Origin of the sequence: Nocardiopsis alkaliphila YIM 80379 (assembly GCF_000341005.1) — a bacterium.
GTDB lineage: Bacteria > Actinomycetota > Actinomycetes > Streptosporangiales > Streptosporangiaceae > Nocardiopsis > Nocardiopsis alkaliphila.
This window is the reverse complement of sequence record NZ_ANBD01000031.1, coordinates 20,883-41,347: the sequence shown is the minus strand read 5'-3', so window position 1 is coordinate 41,347 and position 20,465 is coordinate 20,883. Positions and strand designations below refer to the sequence as shown.

Below are 20,465 nucleotides of genomic sequence, written 5' to 3'. Positions count from 1 at the left end.
GAAATCCTCAGCTCATCTGGCCGTGAATCCACCATCGACCAGCAGGTCCGTCCCTGTTACGCCCCCGGCCTCCTCGCCGGCCAGCCACAGGCAGGCCGCGGAGACCTCCTGCGCCGTGACGAGTCGGCCGAGTGGATGGTGTGAGGAAGAACCGCGTTCGTACTCCTCCAAGGAGGAGCCCAACCGCCGCGCCACGTCGGCGGTGCTCGCCGTGTCCAACCCCGGGTCTGCGGCCACGGTGCTGGGGCTGACCGAGTTCACCCGGATTCCGAAACGTCCGTACTCCAGAGCCAACGCCTTCGTGAGCCCCACCACGGCGTGTTTGGACGCCACGTAGTTGGAGTACATCTCGAATGCGACGCGACCCCCGGTGGAGGCGGTGTTGATGATGACGCCCGAGCGTCGCTCGACCATGTGGGGCAGTACGAAACGACAGCACCGCCATGTGCCGTTGATGTTGACGTCCAGGACCTTGGTCCAGTCCTCCTCGGTCAGCTGGTGTGAAAGGACACCGCCGGGGGCGAGCAGACCGGCGTTGTTCACCAACACGTCGATACGCTCGAACTCCTCGATCCCCGCGGACACGGCGGCCTCGACCTGTTCCGGGTCGCGCACGTCGGCGACGGCGGTCACCACCCGGCTGCCCAGGCCACGACAGCTATGGGCCGTCTCCTCCAGCTGTTTTCGCTCCGCGAGTGGATAGGGACCGTCCGCACCGCAACTGTCGACCAGCAACAGATCCGCGCCCTCCCGGGCGAACAGCAGGGCGTGTGAGCGGCCCAGTGCCCGAGCCGCTCCGGTGATCATGACGATTCGTCCCTCGATTCGCATCAGATGCGTTCCTTCTCTCCGATGGAAGTGAGAGTTCGCTCCGAGAGGATCGGCGATCGTCCGTTCGACAGGCGCCGGGAGATCCTCGGTAAGGCCCGGGTCAGGACATCGACCGACCGGAGTAGTTCGTCCACGGGGAGATGCTCGTCCCTGGTGTGGTCCAGATGCGCGTCGCCGGGGCCGTACGCGGCCATAGGCAGGTCGTCCCACTTCTCCCCCAGCACGTTCATGTCGGACGTGCCGGCTTTGCGTCTCATGACGGGGGTGCCCGCACCCGCGACGATCTGCGAACGTAACGTGCTGACCACCAGGTCGCTACGTGCTCGGTGGACCGCGGGCACACGCTCGTCGAACCAGACCTCACCGTGAGCGTGCCGACGGACATATTCCTCGAACGCCTCGAAGTCGAACCCCGGTGGTACACGACAGGTGAGGAAGGCCTCGGCACGGCTCAGGCCACCTTCGAGACGGACCAGGGTCGCGGCCGCCGTCCCGAACGCTACGGGGTCCGTTGAAGAGGACACCTCGGCCAAACGAGTCCGGATTCGCCGGACGAGGGCGACGGTGTCCTCGACCGCAGTGGGTATCGGGCTGCTGGTGTGCAGTGGGGGTCGGTCGACCGAGTAGTGGACCCCGATCCTGCCCTTGTAACCAAGACAGACCCCGTTCCAACCGCTCGGCTCACCGATCACCACGGCGTCGGGGCGCGGTACCGTGCCCATCACGTGTCGCGCGCCCAAGGATCCCGGTATTTCCTCACCGACCGCGCCCACGACGTGCACGCGTACTCCCGATGAGGCGGCGGCCGCACAGACCATGGTGGCCATGGCCCCTTTGGCGTCCACCGCACCTCGTCCGTACACCAGGTCTCCCACCCGACATACCGGAATACCTCCCGGCACTGTGTCGATGTGCCCGAGAAGCATCACCGTCGGCGAGTCCGAAGGACCGATCACACCGTGGACGTTGCCCACCTCGTCGATATGGGACTCCAAGCCGAGCTCCGCCATCCTTTCCATGAGGAAGAAGGCGAGTCTGCCCTCGTCACCGGAGACGGAGGGGATACGCAACATCTCCCACAACAATCGGATCGGGTAGCCCTCGGAAAGGTTCATCCGCGCCCCTCCTCTGCGGCCGTGAACTCGGTGCCGGCTCCCAGAAGAGCCATCCGCACCGGTCGATCGATGGCGCCGGAGGAGACGACTGCACGTACACCCGCCCGTCGCGCGTACAGCGCGGCGCGGACCTTGTGACGCATCCGCCCCGAGACGAAGTCGGGGAGCACGTCCAGCATCCGCACCGACGAGTCGGTGTCCTCCGGGTCGGCGAGTACGCCCGGGGTGTCCGTCAGCAGCACCAATGCTCGCGCGTTCAGTGCGACCGCGATCCGAGCGGCCATCCAGTCGGCGTCGACGTTGAGCAGACCGCCATCGTCGCCCATCGCCGGAGGAGAGATCACCGGTGTCGCACCGGCGGCCATCAGCGCGCGAAGAAACCGTGTGGAAACGTCGGTGACACGACCGGAACGATCGTCGCGAATCAGTCGGACCCGATCGTCCTCCACCGAGCGTAGGACGGCCCTGCGATCAGCCAGTACGAGCGCACCGTCGGCGCCGCTCATCCCGAAGGCCGTGATGCCACGCATGTGCAGTCCCTGTACCAGCTTCGGCTTCACCCCGCCCAACAACGCCATGGCCAGCAGGTCGAGCGTGGCGTCGTCCGTACGTCGGCTGCGGGTCCCGTCCGGCGAGACCAGGACCCGAAGGGGTGTTCCGAGGCGCCGCGCCAGTCGATCCGTCTCCTGTCCTCCTCCATGCACCAGGACCACCGGTGTGCCCTCCGCCACGTGAGCGGCCACGTCGTCCAGAACCGGCTCCGGCGGCACCGAACCACCGATCTTGATCACGGTCGCGTTCTCTATCACCGGCTGCCCCTCACCCGACACGCAGGCCGGCGAAATCGAGGCCGGCTTCCTCATCGAAACCGGCGGAGACGTTCAGACTCTGTACAGCGCCACCGGCCGCCCCCTTCATGAGGTTGTCCAGAGCGACCACCACGACCACACGCCCTCCGTCCTCGTCCACGTCGAACCCGATGTCCGTGAAATTGGCGCCCATGAGGAACTGTGGGTCGGGGAGGCGATGCACTCCGAGCCGGTGTGCCACCAGCCGGATGAACGGTTCGGCGTCATAACGTCGCCGATACACGGACCACACGTCGGTTCGTGACACGGGACGATTCGTACGCACGTGAAGGATGATCTGTACGCCTCGGACCAGTGGTACGGCGGTCACCGTCATCCGAACCTTCGAGCGGCACAGCCGCGTGATCTCGTGCTCGTGGCGGTGGCCGGTCGCCTTGTAGACACGCATGGCGTTGCGACGTTCGGCATGGTGGGTGGCGGCACCGGGTTCGACACCGGCACCACTGGAACCGGTACGCGCGTCGACGAGCGTGTCGCCCTCGACCATCCCGGCCTCGACCAGCGGTCGAAGTGCCAGGGCCGCAGCGGTCGCCATGCAACCCGGCACACTGATCCTGTCGCGGCCGAGCAGATCCTTCCGGAACAGTTCCGGAAGCCCGGTGACGTACCCTTCCTTGGCCCCGTCTTCGTGTTCTCGAAAATCCGAACTGAGGTCGACGATGGTCCGCGTGGTCTGAGCGACCTGGGAATGAACACGGGAGAGTTCCCCGTGCGGCAAGGCGGAGAAAACGACATCGACGGGGCTCAACGCGTCGAGTGGGGTGAACTTCAGATCGACATGGCTCAGGTTCGGGTGCCTACGTCCCACGGGCGCACCGGCGTGGCGTCGGGACGTCACCTGGACCAGGTGTAGTGCGGGGTGGGCCAGGAGGAGACGCACCAGTTCTCCGCCCACGTAACCACTCGCCCCGATCACAGCGGCCTTCATCACGAAGTCTCCCGGAGAACATGGTCGACAATGGTGTCCGCGACGGCCAGTTCGGGATGTGCTTCGGTGAGACCCCGAAATTCCACAGCGCTGTTGACCTCCAGCACGAACCGTTCGCCTGTGTCGGTCTCCAGAACGTCGACTCCGAGTACCCCACCACCGACCGCGGCGGAGGCGCTTTCGGCCAGCTCGGCCAGGGAGTCGTCCAGATCCAACGCCGCCACTGTGGAGCCTCGCGCGACGTTGCGCACCCACCCTTGCGCTTCCCGGACCATGGCCGCGATCGCGATTCCGCCCACCACCAAGACCCGCAGGTCACGTCCCGGAACGAATTCTTGGACACAGGTGAGTTTTTGCGCGGCCGAAGGGAGCTGGGCCCGGAGTTCGAAGAGGGTTTGGGCCGTTTCACCGTCGGCCACGCGAGCCACTCCCCTGCCCCAGGAACCGTTCGCCGGTTTCACCACGGCGGGATAACCGATCTCTTCGGTCGCTCGCGCTCCGGAGGAGGTGGCCAGGGAGATGACCGTGTCCGGTACAGCCACCCCCGCCCGTTTCAACGCGAACGCCGTGGCGATCTTGTTGTCGCACAGGGCCACGGTCTCCGAAGTGTTCAGGACGGGAACACCTACGGCCTCGCACCAGCGGCTGATCTCCAGCCTCCGGGTCGCGGCGAGCGACCTGTTCAGCACCGCACGCCACCGAGGCCCTTCTTCCCCCACCCGGTAGACGAGGGAACGGTCGTCGACGAACTCCCCATCGACCGACCTACGGTCCAGGGCGTCCAGAAGGTCTCGTTCCTCGAACCGGACCCTGGAGGCGATCACGGCCACTCGCCCACCTTCGCCCACCGGGCTTCCCGAACCAAGGTTCACTCTCCCCAGTCCTCTTCCACCTCAGGAGCCAGTGCCAACAGCGCAGGTTCGACCGCGATGACCTCCAACTCACTGGAGCAGGCGTAACAAACCACGATCTCGGACGCCAGTATGTCCTCCCGCAGTTCCACCGCACCTTTGCACTCTGGACACGAAACCATGTGTTGTCTCCGACTCTTTGTATGGATAGTCTTCAAAAAGCCACGAAGAGACTAGCACAAATCTTCATTTATACTACATACTTCGGGAGCAGGAGAATTGACTGGATTCTCTGCGACACAGGTGGTGCACACTCACGCGATGGTCCCCGTTGACCTGTCCCAACACCTCAACAACATCGCCCTCACCGACTTCGAAACCCTGAGCAACGGCCGATTGAACGTATGGAGCAACAGCCTTCCCATGGAGACACTGCGAGCCGACCACATCCAGGTCGGTCGTGTCGGCTTCGCCGGTTCGAAGGCCACCGGGACCGAGCCCGACAACATCCGATGCGCTGGACAGTACGTGGACCTGCCCGAGATGAACGCGGACTGGATCCACATCCTCGCGACCTCAGAGCGTCGTTGTGAAGAAGAGGTGGGCGTGCACTACACCTCGGGTGCGGTCGCCGGCGAGTGGATCCGGGTGTCCGACTTCCTTCCGGCCCGAGCCCATTTCGGAGAGATGGCGGCGGCCCGGTCCTTCGCGATGCACTACCCGCATCACCGACAGGAGGACCTCAGGGGGCAAGTGTGGTGTGTACGTGTTCCGGTGACCAGGTGGGAGGCCGTTCGGGGCCTTCGGCTACCGGACAATCCCGCGCTGCACATCTTCGCGGCCTCGGTCGAGGGGGTGCTGTGACCTCGGTCGACCCCGTACTCCCGTGGTACGACGATCTCGCCAGTTGTCTTCAGATCGACATCGGGCACGTCCTGGAGCTACAGGGCTGGGACCCCGTCCAAGTTCTCGGAGCCGGATGGCGCTTTCGAACACCTCAGGGCCCGGTGGAACCCGTCGAGTACTTCCACCCCGCCGGTGAGCGCCTCCAGGAAGAGTTCTGTCTCTACCACCCTGTGCGCCTGACCTGGCATGAGCCAAGGGACCCCCGCACCGCGCACGACGACGTGATCGACGCCCTCACACGTGTCAGGGGAGTGATCGTCGCGGTCAACAACTTCCACCTGCCCTTCCGCCCGGCCTACCACGACGTCCACGCCGCGCACCTGATCATCGTCACCGGGTGGGACGAGCGACGCGAACTCTACAGGGTGATCGACCCGATGCCGCCCGCCTACTCCGGCACACTGCCCAGATCCGTCCTGGAAAAGGCAAGGCGGGACATCAGTGTCGACCATAAAAGCGATCCGTTCTTCGCCGGAAGCAGGCCCGCGTGGCGGTGGCTGGAAGTGGTGGCGACCGGACCACAACCCCGGGCCGACATGGCGTGGGTGGACAAGGTCATGAGCACCAACATCGCGGCGTTGAACAGACCCGACCAAGGGCCCCACGCGCTCGCCACCTACCTCTTCGAACTGCCCCGACGTATCGAACGACACGGATCCCGGGCCTTGCGGGAGATCTATGTGCTTGGTTGGCCGGCACAGGCGGAGGCCGCCTTCCACAGCGCCTTTCTCTACCGCATGGCCACACGATTCGAGCGGCCCGACCTGGCCGACGCCGCGAGCTCGGTGGGCCGGGTGGCCCACGCCTGGACGGGATTTCGAATCGCGGCGGCCCACGCCGCGGCGGAGGACGAACCGACCTCCGCCTCGGCGACCGCCCGGGTCGAGGATCTCGGAAAACGACTTCTCATGACCTGGGAGCAGTGCATGCACCGACTAAGAGGTTCCTTTGGGCGAAAACCATGAGCGCGCTCGCGATGTTCGGAGGTCCTCAAGCCGTGACGCCAGGGACCATCGACGGTTCCTGGCCTGTGGTGACCGAACTGGACGAGCAGGCCGTCCTGCGGGTCCTGCGCAGCGGCAGACTGACCTCGGCCTCGGCCGGTGAGACCGAGGTCGCCGCGTTGGAGAGCGCCTGGTCCAACCTGGTGGGTACCGATTACTGCGTGGCCGTCTCCTCCGGCACCGCGGCGCTCCAGGCGGCCCTGTCGGCCCTGGACATCGGTCCGGGCGACGAGGTCGTTCTGCCCGCACTGAGTATGAACGCGACCGCGCATGCGGTGCTCCAGGTGGGCGCGACACCGGTGTTCGCCGACATCGAACCGGACACCTACAACCTGTCGGTGGACCGAGCGCGCGACGCGATCACCCCCAGGACCGGCGCGTTGCTCCCCGTCCATCTGCATGGACTACCCGCGGAGATGGACGGCCTGTCGACCGTGGCGAACGATCGATCGATTCCGATCGTCGAGGACGCCGCCCAATCCCATGGAGCGCTCCACCGTGGAAAGGCCACAGGCGCACTGGGCACCCTCGGATGTTTCAGTCTGCACCCGAGCAAGAACCTCCCATCCTGTGGGGAAGGTGGTCTGATCACCACCGATTCGCCCGAGTTGTACGACGCTCTCACGAAGATTCGCAACTTCGGTGAGCGAGTCCCCACCGGAGCACGTGGATACGTGGCTCTCCGTTCGGGGAGCAACTTCAGGATGAGTCCGGTGATGGCCGCCTTCGCTCGTTCACAACTGGAGCGAATGCCCTGGTACATGAAACACCGAGAACAGTCGGTCACCGGGTTGCTGGCACGACTCGCCGAACTACCCGGTCTACGAGTGCCTCTCGTGGCGAAGAACAGCACCCACGCCTGGCACATCGTACGGATCGGGCTGGTCCCCGAGGAACTGGAACTGACCGACGTGTCCGTGTCGACCCTACGTGCGACCCTCCACCGGATACTGCGCGCCGAAGGAGTGCCTGTGTCCCGCTATCAGACGGCCCCCCTCCCCGCGCACCCGGCCTTTCGAGCACCCGGAACACGTGCGGCGCGGATCGCTGCGGAGTTCCCGGTCAGCTGCGCGACCGTGGAGGCGTCACTGTGTCTGCAAAGGCGGCACCTGGCCCCCGATTCGGGACCGTTACTGGCGGCTTACGCGGACGCCTTCGAGAAGGTTTGGGCGCACTTGGGCGTGGTCCGACGTATGGCACGTTCCCGCCCTCCGGAAGGGGACTGGCGGGACATCATGGAGGTGGACTGATGGGTGCCGACCTCAAAGCCGTGGCGAAACGGATGAGAGAGCACATCATCGACATGACGGGAGGCCCGAACGGGGCCCACATAGGAGGCAGCCTGTCCTGTGTGGAGATCCTCGCCGTACTCCACTGCGAGCTCATGGGCGAAGGGGACACCTTCGTCCTGAGCAAGGGACACGCCGCTCCGGCCCTGTACGCGGTCCTGGCCGAGACCGGTCACCTCCCAAGGGAGGAGCTCGGCACCTACACACGCCCCGGAAGCAGGTTGTTCGGTCACCCTCCCGAAGGACTCCCAGGAGTCCCCTTCCCCACGGGTTCGCTGGGGCATGGTCTGAGTCTGTCCATCGGAATGGCTCTGGCCGGAGAACTCGAAGGCCTCTCGTACCGGCACTACACCTTGCTGGGTGACGGGGAGCTCCAGGAGGGCAGCGTCTGGGAGGCGGTGATGTACGCGGGCCATCGCAGACCGCGAAACCTGGTGGCGATCGTCGATCGGAACGGGCTCCAACTCACCGGCCCGACGGAGGGCCTCGTCTCCTTGGAACCGCTCACCGAACGTTTCGGGGTGTTCGGTTGGACCGTGCGCACAGTGGACGGACATGATCCCTCCGCCCTCGCTCAGGCATTACGCGAGCCCGATGATCGGCCCGTCGCGGTGATCGCGGCCACGGTCAAGGGACGGGGAGTCCCATTCATGGAAGGTCGGGTGTCCAGTCACTACGCGAGCCTTCGTCCCGAACTGACCCGGCGCGCACACGCGACCCTACGGCAAGGGGAATCATGATGCACACCTCGGTCGAGGGCGTCCAGGACCCCCGTTCGGCGTACCGGGAGGCACTCATCGAACTGGCCGAAACCGACAGTCGTGTGGTCTGTCTGGACACCGACACCGGAGGCCTGGAGAAGACCTTCGGCGCACGCTTTCCCGACCGCTATCTCAACGTGGGAATCGCCGAGGCCAACATGTTCGGGGTGGCCGCCGGTCTGGCCGCCCGCGGTTTCATTCCGTACACGCACACCATGGCCACCTTCGCCACCCTGCGGGCGGGGGAACAGCTCAAGCTGGACATCATCGGCAACCGGTTGCCCGTACGGGTGGTGGCGACCCACGGAGGTCTGTCCGCGGCGCACTTCGGCACGAGTCACTACGCCCTTGAGGACCTCGCGGTGATGCGGGCCCTGGGTGAGGCGACCATCGTGGTACCCGCGGACAGCACGGAGATTCGTCCGGTCATGCGTTCGCTCCACGACCACCCCGGCCCTTCCTACCTACGGTTGGGGCGCTCGAAGACACCCTCCGTACACACCGATCGTGTGTCCTTCTCCCTGGGGCGGGCCGTGACCCTTCGTGAAGGGACCGATGTCTGCGTCATCGCGATGGGCGCCCTACCGGTGCTCATGGCGTTGGAGGCAGGGCGTGAGTTGGCGGCGAACGACCTTTCCTGCCACGTATTGCAGATCCAGACTCTGGCACCACTGGACACCGAGTCCGTGGTGAAGGCCGCCTGTTCCAGTGCCGGGGTGGTGACCGTGGAAGAGCACCGCCCCAGCGGTGGTCTCGGCGACTCCGTAGCGGAGACCTTGGGGGCGCTGCCTGTGCCACACCTGCGTGTGGCGGTCCGGGGACGTGTGGGGACCCGGGTTCTAGAACACCGGGGGGCGCTGGAGGAGTCGGGGGTGAGCGCCGCGGCCATCCGGGACGCCGCGCTCAGAATCATCGCGATGAGGAGATATCACACCATGCCCGCCCAACCGAACGAAACCAATGGTTCTTCGTCCCACGTCGTCTCGGAGACGGACCGCGTGCCCTCCACCTTTGTGGCCGAACTGTACGCGCGCGTACTCGGCATCGATCACGTCGAAGACAGGGACGACTTCTTCGTGCTGGGGGGAACGTCCCTCTCAGCCATGGAGTTGCTCGACGTCATAGCGGCCGAGACGGGCGTTCACGTGCCGATCAGGAGCTTCTACCAGAGCACCGGAGTCGCCGAGCTCACCCGTGTCGTGAACCACCGACTCACCAGATCGACCGGAGAGGAAGAAAACTGAAGTGTTGCTCTCTCGCCCCCCTTACGCCCCCGTGGAATTCGAGCACCTGAACCTCCTGGACTCCGCCTACTACGCCTTCGCCGATCCTCACGCTCTCTGGGCCACTCTGCGCGAGGAGCGCCCCGTCCACCTCTGTGACCCCGGTGACGGACGTGAGCCGTTCTGGGTCGTCACTCGGTACGAGGACGTGACCCGGGTCCTGAAGGACCATCGCATCTTCTCCTCACGCCGCGGGACCATGCTGTGCATCGTGGACCTGAGCATGCCCGACATCGCTTCCGACGACATGATGCCGGACAGCGACCCTCCACGGCACCGCCGCCTCCGTGAACCGCTGAATCGGGCGTTGACCCCGCGGGCCATCGCCGAACACGAGAGTCGTGTGCGCGACATCGTCAGGTCGCTGTTGCGTCCGGCCCTGGACGGAGAGCCACTCGACATGGCCCAGGCCGCCCTGATGTTCCCGATGGCCTTCACCGGTTCGATCATGGGGCTACCCGAAGAGAACTGGCGACGGATGTCGGAACTCACGACGATGACCATCGCCTACGACGACCCCGACTACTCCATCGGATCACCCCAGGCGACCGTTCGACAGGCCCACCACGAACTGTTCGCCTACTTCCGTGATGAGGTGAGCCGTCGCTCGCCCTCGGACCCGGGAACGGACCTCATCGGCATCCTGCGCTCCATGGACCTCGACGAGGGACCGCTCAGCGAGCGGCAACTCATGCTGAACTGCTATGCGCTCCTGCTTGGAGCCAACGTCACCACCCCCCACGTCGTCTGCACGATGATCGAGATGATGGGCCGACACCCCGAACAGTTCCGCAAGGTCCGCGAGAATCCGTCCCTGCGACCGGGGTGCTTGCAGGAAGTGCTGCGTTGGTCCTCTCCCGCCAGTCACTTCATGCGTTACACCACTCAGGAGGTGACGCTGCGAGGCCAACGGATCAGCGCCGACCAACCCGTGAGTGTGTGGCTGGGATCGGCCAACCGGGACGAGCGTGTCTTCGACGACCCCTTCCGTTTCGACGTGACCAGGCGACCGAACCGCCACGTCGCCTTCGGGGTCGGACCGCACTACTGCATCGGGGCGGGGCTGGCCAACCTCGCGTTGCGTCTGTTCCTCGACGAACTACTGGAGATGTTCGACGGGGTCGAGCAGGTCGGGGAGGTTCGCCACCTGGCTTCCAACTTCGTCGCCGGGGTCAAGAACATGAACGTCCGGTTCACTCCTCGGAAGGACACCGACGCCGTTCCCACGATGGAGGAACGCTGATGGGCAACGGCGCGCCACATGATGTCTGGTTCGAACGGCGGTTCCGGTCCAGGACCGCTCGGCAGAGTCTGTACTGCTTTCCTTTCGCCGGTGGCACGGCAAACTTCTACGCGGGGTGGCACGACGATCTCGACTCCACAGTCGAAGTCGTTCCCATCCAATTACCCGCGCGAGGCCCCCGCATGACGGAACCACCGGTAGATGACCTGGCCACCGCCGCCGACAGGATCGCGGAGGCCATCGGAAGCGAGTCGACGTCACCACTGCTCTTCGGGCACAGCATGGGGGCGATCTTGGCGTTCGAAGTGGCCCGACGGTTGGATGATACGGACAGACCGGTGGGGTTCCTTTTCGTGAGTGCTCGCCCCTCTCCTCGGCTGGTCAGGCCCCGCAATCGAGTCAGCCACCTGCCCCGTGCCAAATTTCTTCGCATGCTGCGCGACTACGGAGCCGCAGGAGAGGAGATCCTCGAAAACGACGAACTGGTGGATCTGCTGCTTCCCATGATCCGCGCCGACTTCTCCCTGATCGAGCGCTATCGATACAGCTCGGGAGTTCCCCTGTCCTGTCCGATCCTGGCCTGGTGCGGAGACAAGGACCCTGAGGTGACCCCCGAGGAAATGACGGGCTGGGGTCAGGAGACCATCGCGGGCTTCGAGCAGTTCGTGCTTCCCGGAGACCATTTCTTCCCGAGGGACAATCTGGACGAGATCATCGCCGCCATCGGTCACAGGGCCAAGCGGGTGGCGAACATGGGGGAGGGTACGTGAACCGCTCCGGGTCTCGACCTCCCCACGCACTACAGATCTTGTGGAGTCCGCCGCGTTGCCGCTCCACCGTGTTCTTGCGGATCATGCACGAGCGTGGCGATCTCATGGTCCTGCACGAACCGTTCTCCCATCTCAAGGACTTCGGAGAGGTCGAGGTGGACGGCGCCCTGTGTACCGATGAGCGCGGTCTCATGGATCGCCTCTCGACGCTCTCCGACCGGATGCCCGTGTTCGTCAAGGACACCACCGATTTCTACTACCCCGAGCTGCTGAGCGCCGAGGAGTTCCTCCGAGGGGCGTCACACACCTTTTTGATCCGGGACCCACGCGAGGCGATAGCGTCCCACCATCGGCTCAACCCTCGGCTGGCCCGGGACGAGATCGGCTTCGCCCGGCTCCGCGAGATCTTCTATGCGGTGGAGCGGTCCGGTGGGGATTCGATGATCATAGATTCCGAAGACCTGGTCACCCATCCCGAGGCGACGGTCAGGGCCTATTGCGAGAAGGTCGGAATCGACCACCGACCCGAGGCGATGGAATGGTCCCCCGCACTGCTCCCCCAGTGGCGTCGCACCGCGAAGTGGCACAAGGACGCCGCGGAGAGCAGCGGAGTGCGACGTGACCACGCCGGCAAGGACCACACCTACGTCGAGGAGCACCCATTGCTGGGCCCCTTCTACCGGTACCACCTTCCGCACTATGAATGGTTGCGTGAACGGCGGGTGCGGATCGTGCCCTGACCGGCCCGACCCGCACCCGTCGGTGCTTTCTCACCTTTGGCTGAGGGCACCCGCCAGTGCACGAACCGTCGGGTACTCGTAGAGCAACCCGACGGCCACTTCCTGACCGAAGCGACCACCGATCTCCTCCGCCAGCTGTACCGACCGGATGGAGTCGAACCCCAAAACGAAGAACGAATCATCCCGGCCGACCCGGTCAAGACCGAGGACCCGACCGACTCCTTCGGCCACCGAGATCTCATCGGCCCCCTGCGGTGCACTGCCGGGGGATTCGCTCTCGTTCGCCGAGTAAAGCACGGAGACTTCGTCCACACGACCCGCGGCATCACGCACGATCGTGGGTCTCATCGTGATCTGGGCGAGCACACCGGCCCGAAAGAGAGCCGTCGAGGCCTCCTTACGGACCCTCGCCTGGTCTTCCCCGTCTTCGGACACGATGGCCACGACCACACTTGCCCCACGGAATTGATCGGGGGCCAACCAAGCCTTGATCGCCGGGTTGTCGATGTCCGCGCCGAGTACCAGGAAGGACGCGTCCTGGTTCAGCGCGTCCAACATCTGGGCAATACCCTCGGCCGTATCCATCGAACGCAGCCCGCGGCTCAACGCGGCCGAGACGAGGGGGTTCCCCTCATTCATCCCGGGCCCCGACCACATGCTCCATTCAAGGCAACGTATCGGCCGCCCGTGTGCGGACCAGCGGTGAGCGTAACCACTGAGTGCGGCATTCGCTGCGGAATACGCACCGAAACCACTGCCGCCCAAGAGACCGTTGACCGAGGAGAAGAGAATCACGGCGGTTTCGGGGCGCCGCTCCAGCAGGGACTCGATCGCCGCTCCACCCCCCAGCTTCGGTCGAAGCATGTCGTCCAACCACTCGGCGCTTTCACGCGTGAGTTCGTGCGCGGACAACCGCTCCCATTGGGGGGCGATCGATGCCCCTGCGAGGTGCACGACGAGATCGAGTGAACGCCCCCAGGCGAGTTCGGCCTCGGCCACCGTCTGGGACAGCTCATCGACGCAGGCCACGTCCTGTGCCCTGTAACGCACTTCGCCCAGGTCGCGGAGTTCGGCCAGATTCTCTCGCGCCGCACCCGTGAGTCGATCCTCCGGGGTCCGTCCAATGACGAGAACTCGCGCGCCACAGGAGACCAGGAGGTGTTCGGTGACCCTGCGTCCCAACCCTCCGAGGCCTCCGGTCACCAGGGCGGTCCCGCCGGGAGGAAGGAACCTGGTCGGAACGTCGCGAGCCCCGGTCGAGTCGACCTCTCGAAGCCGAGTGGTATATCCCGTCCTGTCTCGAACCCCGGTGACGTCCGCGTCGTAACGGGTCATGGCCAGGTCCGCGAGGCTCCGGTCGTCGGCGTCAATCGGAGCGTCCACCAAAGTGATGCTCGACAGCGTCCCCTCCGTCACCGCGGTGCGCACCATCGCGGTCAGCGCCGCCCGCGCCGGGATGACGGGGTCGGTGTTGTGAACACCCAAGGCCCTTTGGGTCACCACCGTGAGTTCCGCCTCGGGAGCCGAGCGGGCGATCGCCGCCAGTGCGGCGAGGAAACGGGCGGGAGCCCTCTCGTCCCCCTTGGTCTCCTCCCCTGTCTCCCATGCGTAGACCACACGCTCGGGCTTTCCTCGCCGGCCGATGAGTTCGGTGAGGACCCGCCCGTGCTCGACGGGGTCGGCGGTGTCCTCCACACGCAGGACGTCCTCCGTGGGAGCCTCACCCGGCTCCTCGGTGCCGGGGTGAATGACACTGAAGGAACCGCGTAGGGCCCGCGGCCAGCCCGCCGAAGCCGACGCGTACACGACGGTCCACGAATCCTCGGACCCTTCAGAGGGGAGCTTCTCGACCGGGGACATCACCCGTTCCAGGCCCGGATCCTCCGTCCGATGCCCGTGTGCGCTCACACCATCGTGGGTACAGTGGGTGAAGCGCCCGTTCCGGAACGCTTCCAGAAGCCGTTCGCGCTGGACCTTTCCTCCTGGGGCCCGAGGGAACTCTCCTTCAGTGACCGCAACGATGTACTTCGCCATCAGCGACAGGTCACGGGCGAGTGCTTCGCGAACCGCGGTGACGGTACCGCCTAGGTCCGCCGCGCCCTCCTCCGTCGGCACGAAGAAGACGAGGACGGCGTCGGTGCCCGTCTCCTCGTCCTGGATCCCGCACACCGCCGAACAGGCGGGCCGCACTCCCGGCACCTGTTCGACCACGGCCTCCACTTCCTGTGCGGGGTGGTTCACTCCGTTGGCGATGATCATATGTTTGCGCCGCCCGGTCAGCGTCAGTCGTCCCTCATGCACCAGCCCCAGATCCCCGGTGTCGAACCACCCGTCACCGACGAAGGCCGCGTTGGCCTCCGGGTTTCGCAGGTACTCACGCATGACCGTGTTCCCGGCCACCTGTAGGCGTCCGACCCTCCCCTCCGGGAGGACCCGTCCCTGGTCATCGACGATCCTGAAGGAGAAACCCGCCACCGGGGTGCCCACCTCGACCAGGGTCAGTGCGCCCGGTGACCCGTGTTCCACCTTCTCGACCCGGCCGTCAAGCGACGCCGGGTCCACCGAGAGCGTTCCCACGGTCGGGTCATGCGCGTCCAGGTTCGAGTAGAGAACGCCCGATGAAGTCTCCGACATCCCCCAGCAAGGCACCATGGCGGTGGGAGGCAGTCCGTGCGGGGTCAGCAGGTCAAGGAATCGGAACGCGGTTCGGGCCACCACAGCCTCTCCCGCGTTACAGACGTTGCGCAGCCGGGACAGGTCCCATCGCCCCTCCCTGATCTCCTCCTCGTGCCGATTCACCAGGGAGAAGGCGAAATTGGGCGCCCAGGTCGTGGTGACGGCGAAACGTTCGGACCAGTCCAACCAGTTCAGCGGGCGTCGAATCACCGCTTCGGTGCGCGCGTTCACGTGCTCGCATCCCAAGAACGTGTCTCGCACGTTGAACATGACCATCCCACCGACATGGTCCAGCGGCATCCAGTTGAGGGAGACGTCGTCCTCGGTGAACCCGTTAGCCTCGATGGCGGCGTAGGTACGCGCCACCACAGACCGGTGGGTGTGGTGCACACACTTAGGGGCGCCCGTGCTTCCAGAGGTCAACAGATTCACGAAAGGATCGTCGGGCCCGACCGGGAAGGGTTCCGCAGGCGACCGCGCCATGGTCTCCGCGACAGAGGCCACCCGTGCCTTTCCCGCTCCCCACCGTACCGCCAACGCCAAGACCTGGTCCCGTAACGGAGTCTCGGTGAGGATGAGGGGTTCGTCCAGGAGCTCCCACGCCGCCCGAAGTTTACGAACGATCGCGTTGTCCGTTCCGTAGTCGGGGGCCACACCCACCGCCGTCGGAACGAATCCTCCGAGCACACATGCCCAAAAAGCCGTGACGAACGTGCGGTTGTCGCCGCACTGCAACAGCACGGGATCGCCTGCACGCAACCCGAGCTCTCGAAGCCCGGTGAGCACCCGGGAAGCCTCGTCCAACAACTCCGCGTAGGTCTGCCGATCGGTCGAACCATCGGAGAGCACATAGGTGGTCCCCCGCTCGGGAACGTCGCGCGCGGCGGTGATCAACGCCTCCGACACCGTGCCGACCGCCCTCGGTCTTCGCGGTGGCACAGCACCGATCACGGTGGATTCCAGGTCACCGGGCAACGGGGAGCCACTCAGCGACGCCACGGTGGTCGGGCCCTTCGGGGCCCTTCCGTGACGCAACCTCCGGTCGGCCGCGACGGCGACGTCACGGACCCCACTGACGGCACCGACGACGCGGACGATCTTGTCGAACTCCGTACTCTCGTTCATTGGCTTCCTTGCTCAATCCGGTAGCAGGGCATTCGTCAGGACACGTGCGGACTCGTCGGTCAGGTCATTGATGAAGTAGTGCCCCCCGTCCACCGTCGCCTCCGTGACCCCGGCGGTGGTGTGCTCACGCCAGCCTTCGACCTCGGCCTTTCCCACCAAAGGATCGTCACGGCCCCTCAGGACGTTGATCGGTACGGGCAACGGCGGACGCGGACGGTGCTCATAGCGCTCCCATAGGGCGAAGTCGGAACGCAACAGGGGAAGTAGGAACTCGATGAGCGCCGTATTGCCCACCACCGCCTCCGGCAATCCCCCGCGCCCGGCCACGGCGTCGATCAGTTCCCGGTCCGAAAGCTCGTGCAGGTGTGCTCCCGGAATGGGCGAACCCGGTGCCGGTTGGGCCCCCACGACCAGGCGCCGTGGCCACACGTCCTGCTCCGCCCCCATGTGCGAAGCGAGTTCGTAAGCCAGCAGGCCTCCGGCGCAGTGTCCATAGAAGGCGAGGGGAAGATCCTGGTAGGGACGCAGCGCGATCGCGATCGCACGCACCAACCGATCCAGCCGTGCGGGGGGGTCTTCACGTGATCGCTCCTCGCGTCCGGGCAACTGCACCGCCACGATCTCGACGGCCTCCGGCAACAGCCCGGGCAGCGCCTGGAACACCGAAGCCCCGCCCCCCGCGAACGGCAGGCAGACCAACCGCAGTCGAGGGAAGGAACGTACGGACCGACGAATCCAGAGGGATTCCGCCACGAACACTATTCGCTCTCCTTCGCCCTCTGTTCGACTTCTGTGGCCAGTTCTGCGATCTCCTCGTCCGTTCGGCCCTCGATGAGTCCCAGGACCTCTTCAACGGTGCTCACTCGTTGCCGCTCCCGGGCCAAGGCCTGATCCACGAGGGACGCGAGACCGCTGACGGTCGGGGCGGAGAAGAAGTCGGCTATGGGCACCTCGACGCCGAACACCGCCTTGACGCGCGATGCGACCCGGATGGCCTGAAGACTGGTGCCGCCGTGAGCGAAGAAGTTCGTATGGTTACCGATCCATCCCCCGAGCAGGGGCGCGAACACGTCCGAACGAACCGCGCGTTCCGTCGGAGTGCTGTTCTCGTCGTTGCTCGCGTCCTCCCCCTCTACCGGGGAGAACTCCAGTGGTGGAAGGGCACGACGATCGGTCTTGCCGCTCCGGGTCAGCGGAATCTCGGGCAAGGGGACGATCATCCCCGGAATCATGGTGGGCGGAAGCCGCCTCCCCAACTCTGCCCTGACCACGTCGAGCTGAAGATCGGTTTCGTCTTCCGCGACCACATAGGCCACCAACAGCGCTCCGCGATGTGGATCCACCGTGACGTCCGCGACCGCGCGCGCCACCCCCTCCACCGCGCCCAAGGCGGCCTCCACCTCACCCAACTCGATCCGTACACCTCGGATCTTGACCTGCCGGTCGGTTCGACCGAGGAACCGCAGGTCGCCGTCCTGGTCCCAGGACGCGAGATCGCCGGACAGGTACATCCGCGATCCCGGGGGGCCGTACGGGTCGGGGCGGAAACGCTCAGCGGTGAGATCGGGGCGGCCGAGGTAGCCACGGGCCACCCCCAACCCCGCGATGGCCAACTCCCCGACGGCGCCGGAGGGTAGAAGGCCCAGTTCGGGGTCGAGCACATAAGCCCTGTGGTTGGCCATGGCGCGACCGATCGGCGGTGAATGCGACCATTCGCCCTCGCACCGCTTGGCGATCACGGTGACCGTGGTCTCGGTCGGACCGTATCCGTTGTAGAAGGCACGACCCCGAGCCCATCGGGTCGTCAGTTCCCCACTGAACGCCTCGCCGCCCACGAAGGCCGTTCGCAGGTTTCGATAGCCCTCAGGAGACAACAGCTCCATGATCGCCGGTGGCAGGTCGATGACGGTAATGCCCTCGTCGGTCAGAATTTTGTCGAGGGCTTCGATGGACCGACGTTCCTCGATGTCGGCGACCCGCAGAAGAGCTCCGGAGAACAGGGCGCCGAAGATCTCGAAGATCGAGACATCGAATCCCGGTGACGCGAACTGGAGGATGCGGTCCTCGCGCGAGAGGGCGAACATCTCCCGCACCGTCCGAATGAAGTTGACGACGTTCCGGTGCTCCACAAGCACGGCCTTGGGTCGTCCGGTCGAACCGGAGGTGTAGATCGCATAGGCCAGTCGCTCCGGGGAAACCGGCCGGTCAGGCGTGGTCGGGGGCGCCGATCTGGGGACGGTGCCGATGTCCACGGTCGAAATCGCCGTTCCGACCAGTTGCCGCGCCCGCTCCGAGATCAGCGCCAGGAAGGCGCCACAGTCCTGCAGAATCGTCTCCACTCGTTCCGGAGGCTGGGTGAGATCGATGGGGACGTATGCTCCCCCTGCCTTGAGCACCCCCAGGATGGCGACGACCATCTCGGGTCCGCGCTCGACCAGCACGGGCACCAGGGTCTCCGGCCCCACGCCTTCGCCGAGCAGTACATGGGCGACGTGGTCACTCCAGGAGTCGATCTCCCCATACGTCAACTCGCCGCCGCTCCAGGCGATTGCGGTTCGGTGCCGGTTCTCGGCCACCACTCGGGTGAACACCTCCTGGATGGACTCGTCCTGATGGTCGCCCAGGGGCCGGTTCCAGGAGTCCGTGACCAGGTCGAGTTCCTCCCGGCCGGTGAGGGGAAGCGTGAAGAGTGTGCCGTTCGGTGCGAAGCACGCACCCTCCAGCAGGCGAAGGTAGCGGTCCATGAGTCGCTCGACGGTCGCCTCATGGTAGAGAGAGGTCGAGTAGCGGAACACGATGTTCGGCTCGGTCGTGTTCCAGGCGGCCTCCAGTTCCAGTTCAAAGGAACCGACGCCTGTGTCCACCTTGTCGACGCGAATGTGAAGGCCCGCGCTCTCCAACGGAGCACCGGTGTCATGGGGGACGCTGAAGCCGAGTTGCACCAAGGGCAGGCGTGCCGGATCGGGTTCGATGCCGAGGCTGTCGAGGATGGTTTTGAAGGGCAGTCGGGCGTGCTGCTCGGCTTCGGCCCTTCGGTCACGCACCGATCGCACTAGGTCCGTGAACCTGGTGCCGAAATCCACCTCGGCACGAATCGGCAGGAGATTGCCACAGTCACCGACGAGTGCTCGTCCTTCGAAGGGGGCGAGGACGTCCCTGGGCAGCCCGATGATCAGATCATCACGGGACGTAGAGCGGGCCACCAGAGTGAAGTAGGTCGCCAAAAGGACGTCTTCGGCGGAGGCATCGAGTCGTCCCGCCAGACTCCGTACCCTTTCGACCGTCTCTGGTGAGAGAGGGCGGGACACCGTACCGCTGGTCAGTCGAAGCCGCCGGGGCCGGGGCAGGTCCGGAGTCAGCTCGGTGGCCTCCCAACCGGCGAGAGCACGCCCCCAGAACTCGGCCGTCGTCCTCGCCTCGGTTCCTTCGACCCATTCCCTTTGCCGGATCGCGAAGTCGCCGTGGCTCGGGGCGGGTTCCTCGAACTCGGGTGAGTGCCCTTGGACCCGGGCGGCGTAGGCGGTGGCGAGGTCACCGTGCAAGATGCCGAGCGAGCGCGGATCCATGACCAGGTAGTGGGTGGCCAGGAGCAGGACATGTCGTTTCTCGGAATGACGTAGGAGTCGGAACCGGGCCAGCGGACCTCGGTCCACGTCGAGCACGCTGTCCAGGTCGGACCGAATGAGCCAGGCGTGGTGAAGCCGAGACTCCTCCCGGTCGAGATCCCGGGCCTCCTCGGGTGATAGTCGGATCCTCTGGGGAGGATGAACGATCTGGACGCCGTCCTCGGAGTCGTGCGGAAAGACGGTCCGAAGCGCCGTGTGGCGCACGACGACATCGTTCACCGCCTCTTCCAAGGCATCGACCTCAAGTGGGCCCTCCAACTCGAAACGGAACCCTATGCCGTACGCGGTCGTGCTCGGCGCAACCCGGTCGAACAACCAGAGTTGCTCCTGACGCAGACTCAAAGGCGCTGTCCTAGCCCCCGGGGTGACCCCGTCCAGCTGCGCGAGGAACTCCTCTCGCCGTTCACGAGGCAGCTGTCGAAGTCGGCGAAGAAGTCCACTTTGTCGG

Annotated in this window: 17 protein-coding genes; 8 read left to right on the top strand and 9 right to left on the bottom strand. The window is 65.5% G+C overall.

Annotation, left to right across the window (positions count from 1 at the left end; all coding sequences use genetic code 11):
• Positions 1 to 12: 12 nt before the first annotated feature.
• The 6 genes from D472_RS0104345 to D472_RS0104320 are packed head-to-tail and all read right to left on the bottom strand — an operon-like array spanning position 13 to position 4,776.
• On the bottom strand, positions 13 to 831 hold the full coding sequence (locus D472_RS0104345) for an SDR family oxidoreductase (RefSeq protein WP_017603280.1): 819 nt from the start codon (positions 829 to 831) through the stop codon (positions 13 to 15).
• A complete protein-coding gene (locus D472_RS24825; RefSeq protein ID WP_017603279.1) occupies positions 831 to 1,946 on the bottom strand; it encodes a M20/M25/M40 family metallo-hydrolase in 1,116 nt (371 codons plus the stop codon). Before D472_RS24825 ends, D472_RS0104345 begins: the two co-directional genes overlap by 1 nt.
• Positions 1,943 to 2,755: a [LysW]-aminoadipate kinase gene (locus D472_RS0104335; protein WP_239642912.1), complete on the bottom strand. Its 813-nt coding sequence runs from the start codon at positions 2,753 to 2,755 to the stop codon at positions 1,943 to 1,945. Before D472_RS0104335 ends, D472_RS24825 begins: the two co-directional genes overlap by 4 nt.
• Before the next feature lie 10 nt (positions 2,756 to 2,765).
• The gene (gene argC / locus D472_RS0104330) at positions 2,766 to 3,743 is read right to left on the bottom strand and encodes an N-acetyl-gamma-glutamyl-phosphate reductase (RefSeq protein ID WP_017603277.1); all 978 of its coding nucleotides are present in this window, start codon (positions 3,741 to 3,743) and stop codon (positions 2,766 to 2,768) included.
• Complete coding sequence (locus tag D472_RS0104325; protein WP_239642911.1) at positions 3,743 to 4,573, bottom strand: RimK family alpha-L-glutamate ligase; 831 nt, start codon at positions 4,571 to 4,573, stop codon at positions 3,743 to 3,745. Before D472_RS0104325 ends, argC begins: the two co-directional genes overlap by 1 nt.
• 38 nt (positions 4,574 to 4,611) lie before the next feature.
• Positions 4,612 to 4,776: a lysine biosynthesis protein LysW gene (locus D472_RS0104320; protein WP_026117370.1), complete on the bottom strand. Its 165-nt coding sequence runs from the start codon at positions 4,774 to 4,776 to the stop codon at positions 4,612 to 4,614.
• A 139-nt stretch (positions 4,777 to 4,915) separates the two neighbouring features.
• On the opposite strand from D472_RS0104320, the gene D472_RS0104315 reads away from it, so the two are divergent.
• The 8 genes from D472_RS0104315 to D472_RS0104280 are packed head-to-tail and all read left to right on the top strand — an operon-like array spanning position 4,916 to position 12,590.
• Positions 4,916 to 5,458 (top strand): hypothetical protein, encoded by a 543-nt coding sequence (locus D472_RS0104315; protein WP_083903382.1) that lies wholly within the window; start codon positions 4,916 to 4,918, stop codon positions 5,456 to 5,458.
• Positions 5,455 to 6,465 carry a BtrH N-terminal domain-containing protein gene (locus D472_RS0104310; RefSeq protein WP_017603273.1) on the top strand — a complete coding sequence of 337 codons (1,011 nt, stop codon included), beginning with the start codon at positions 5,455 to 5,457 and terminating at the stop codon, positions 6,463 to 6,465. The genes D472_RS0104315 and D472_RS0104310 overlap by 4 nt, the downstream gene beginning before the upstream one ends.
• On the top strand, positions 6,462 to 7,754 hold the full coding sequence (locus D472_RS0104305; protein WP_017603272.1) for a DegT/DnrJ/EryC1/StrS family aminotransferase: 1,293 nt from the start codon (positions 6,462 to 6,464) through the stop codon (positions 7,752 to 7,754). The genes D472_RS0104310 and D472_RS0104305 overlap by 4 nt, the downstream gene beginning before the upstream one ends.
• Positions 7,754 to 8,533 (top strand): transketolase, encoded by a 780-nt coding sequence (locus D472_RS0104300; protein ID WP_017603271.1) that lies wholly within the window; start codon positions 7,754 to 7,756, stop codon positions 8,531 to 8,533. Before D472_RS0104305 ends, D472_RS0104300 begins: the two co-directional genes overlap by 1 nt.
• Positions 8,530 to 9,798 carry a transketolase C-terminal domain-containing protein gene (locus tag D472_RS24820; protein WP_152447900.1) on the top strand — a complete coding sequence of 423 codons (1,269 nt, stop codon included), beginning with the start codon at positions 8,530 to 8,532 and terminating at the stop codon, positions 9,796 to 9,798. The genes D472_RS0104300 and D472_RS24820 overlap by 4 nt, the downstream gene beginning before the upstream one ends.
• A 1-nt stretch (position 9,799) precedes the next feature.
• Positions 9,800 to 11,080, top strand: coding sequence for a cytochrome P450 (locus D472_RS0104290; RefSeq protein ID WP_017603269.1), 1,281 nt, complete (start codon positions 9,800 to 9,802; stop codon positions 11,078 to 11,080).
• Positions 11,080 to 11,850, top strand: a complete 771-nt coding sequence (locus tag D472_RS0104285) for a thioesterase II family protein (RefSeq protein WP_017603268.1) — start codon at positions 11,080 to 11,082, stop codon at positions 11,848 to 11,850. The genes D472_RS0104290 and D472_RS0104285 overlap by 1 nt, the downstream gene beginning before the upstream one ends.
• Positions 11,847 to 12,590, top strand: a complete 744-nt coding sequence (locus D472_RS0104280) for a sulfotransferase-like domain-containing protein (RefSeq protein ID WP_017603267.1) — start codon at positions 11,847 to 11,849, stop codon at positions 12,588 to 12,590. The genes D472_RS0104285 and D472_RS0104280 overlap by 4 nt, the downstream gene beginning before the upstream one ends.
• Positions 12,591 to 12,620: 30 nt before the next feature.
• Here the strand turns inward: D472_RS0104280 and D472_RS0104275 are convergent, their stop codons facing one another.
• The 3 genes from D472_RS0104275 to D472_RS0104265 are packed head-to-tail and all read right to left on the bottom strand — an operon-like array spanning position 12,621 to position 20,359.
• On the bottom strand, positions 12,621 to 16,391 hold the full coding sequence (locus tag D472_RS0104275) for an SDR family NAD(P)-dependent oxidoreductase (protein WP_017603266.1): 3,771 nt from the start codon (positions 16,389 to 16,391) through the stop codon (positions 12,621 to 12,623).
• 12 nt (positions 16,392 to 16,403) lie between these two features.
• Positions 16,404 to 17,144: a thioesterase II family protein gene (locus tag D472_RS0104270; RefSeq protein ID WP_239642909.1), complete on the bottom strand. Its 741-nt coding sequence runs from the start codon at positions 17,142 to 17,144 to the stop codon at positions 16,404 to 16,406.
• 5 nt (positions 17,145 to 17,149) lie between these two features.
• Positions 17,150 to 20,359 carry a non-ribosomal peptide synthetase gene (locus D472_RS0104265; protein ID WP_161625096.1) on the bottom strand — a complete coding sequence of 1,070 codons (3,210 nt, stop codon included), beginning with the start codon at positions 20,357 to 20,359 and terminating at the stop codon, positions 17,150 to 17,152.
• Between the last annotated feature and the right edge of the window lie 106 nt (positions 20,360 to 20,465).

Excerpts from the sequence above, each read along its gene's own strand:
- D472_RS0104345 (WP_017603280.1), bottom strand. The coding sequence starts at position 831 with ATGCGAATCGAGGGACGAATCGTCATGATCACCGGAGCGGCTCGGGCA.
- D472_RS24820 (WP_152447900.1), top strand. The coding sequence starts at position 8,530 with ATGATGCACACCTCGGTCGAGGGCGTCCAGGACCCCCGTTCGGCGTAC.
- D472_RS0104300 (WP_017603271.1), top strand. The coding sequence starts at position 7,754 with ATGGGTGCCGACCTCAAAGCCGTGGCGAAACGGATGAGAGAGCACATC.
- D472_RS0104275 (WP_017603266.1), bottom strand. The coding sequence starts at position 16,391 with ATGAACGAGAGTACGGAGTTCGACAAGATCGTCCGCGTCGTCGGTGCC.
- D472_RS0104285 (WP_017603268.1), top strand. The coding sequence starts at position 11,080 with ATGGGCAACGGCGCGCCACATGATGTCTGGTTCGAACGGCGGTTCCGG.
- D472_RS24825 (WP_017603279.1), bottom strand. The coding sequence starts at position 1,946 with ATGAACCTTTCCGAGGGCTACCCGATCCGATTGTTGTGGGAGATGTTG.
- D472_RS0104320 (WP_026117370.1), bottom strand. The coding sequence starts at position 4,776 with ATGGTTTCGTGTCCAGAGTGCAAAGGTGCGGTGGAACTGCGGGAGGAC.
- D472_RS0104305 (WP_017603272.1), top strand. The coding sequence starts at position 6,462 with ATGAGCGCGCTCGCGATGTTCGGAGGTCCTCAAGCCGTGACGCCAGGG.
- D472_RS0104315 (WP_083903382.1), top strand. The coding sequence starts at position 4,916 with ATGGTCCCCGTTGACCTGTCCCAACACCTCAACAACATCGCCCTCACC.
- argC (WP_017603277.1), bottom strand. The coding sequence starts at position 3,743 with ATGAAGGCCGCTGTGATCGGGGCGAGTGGTTACGTGGGCGGAGAACTG.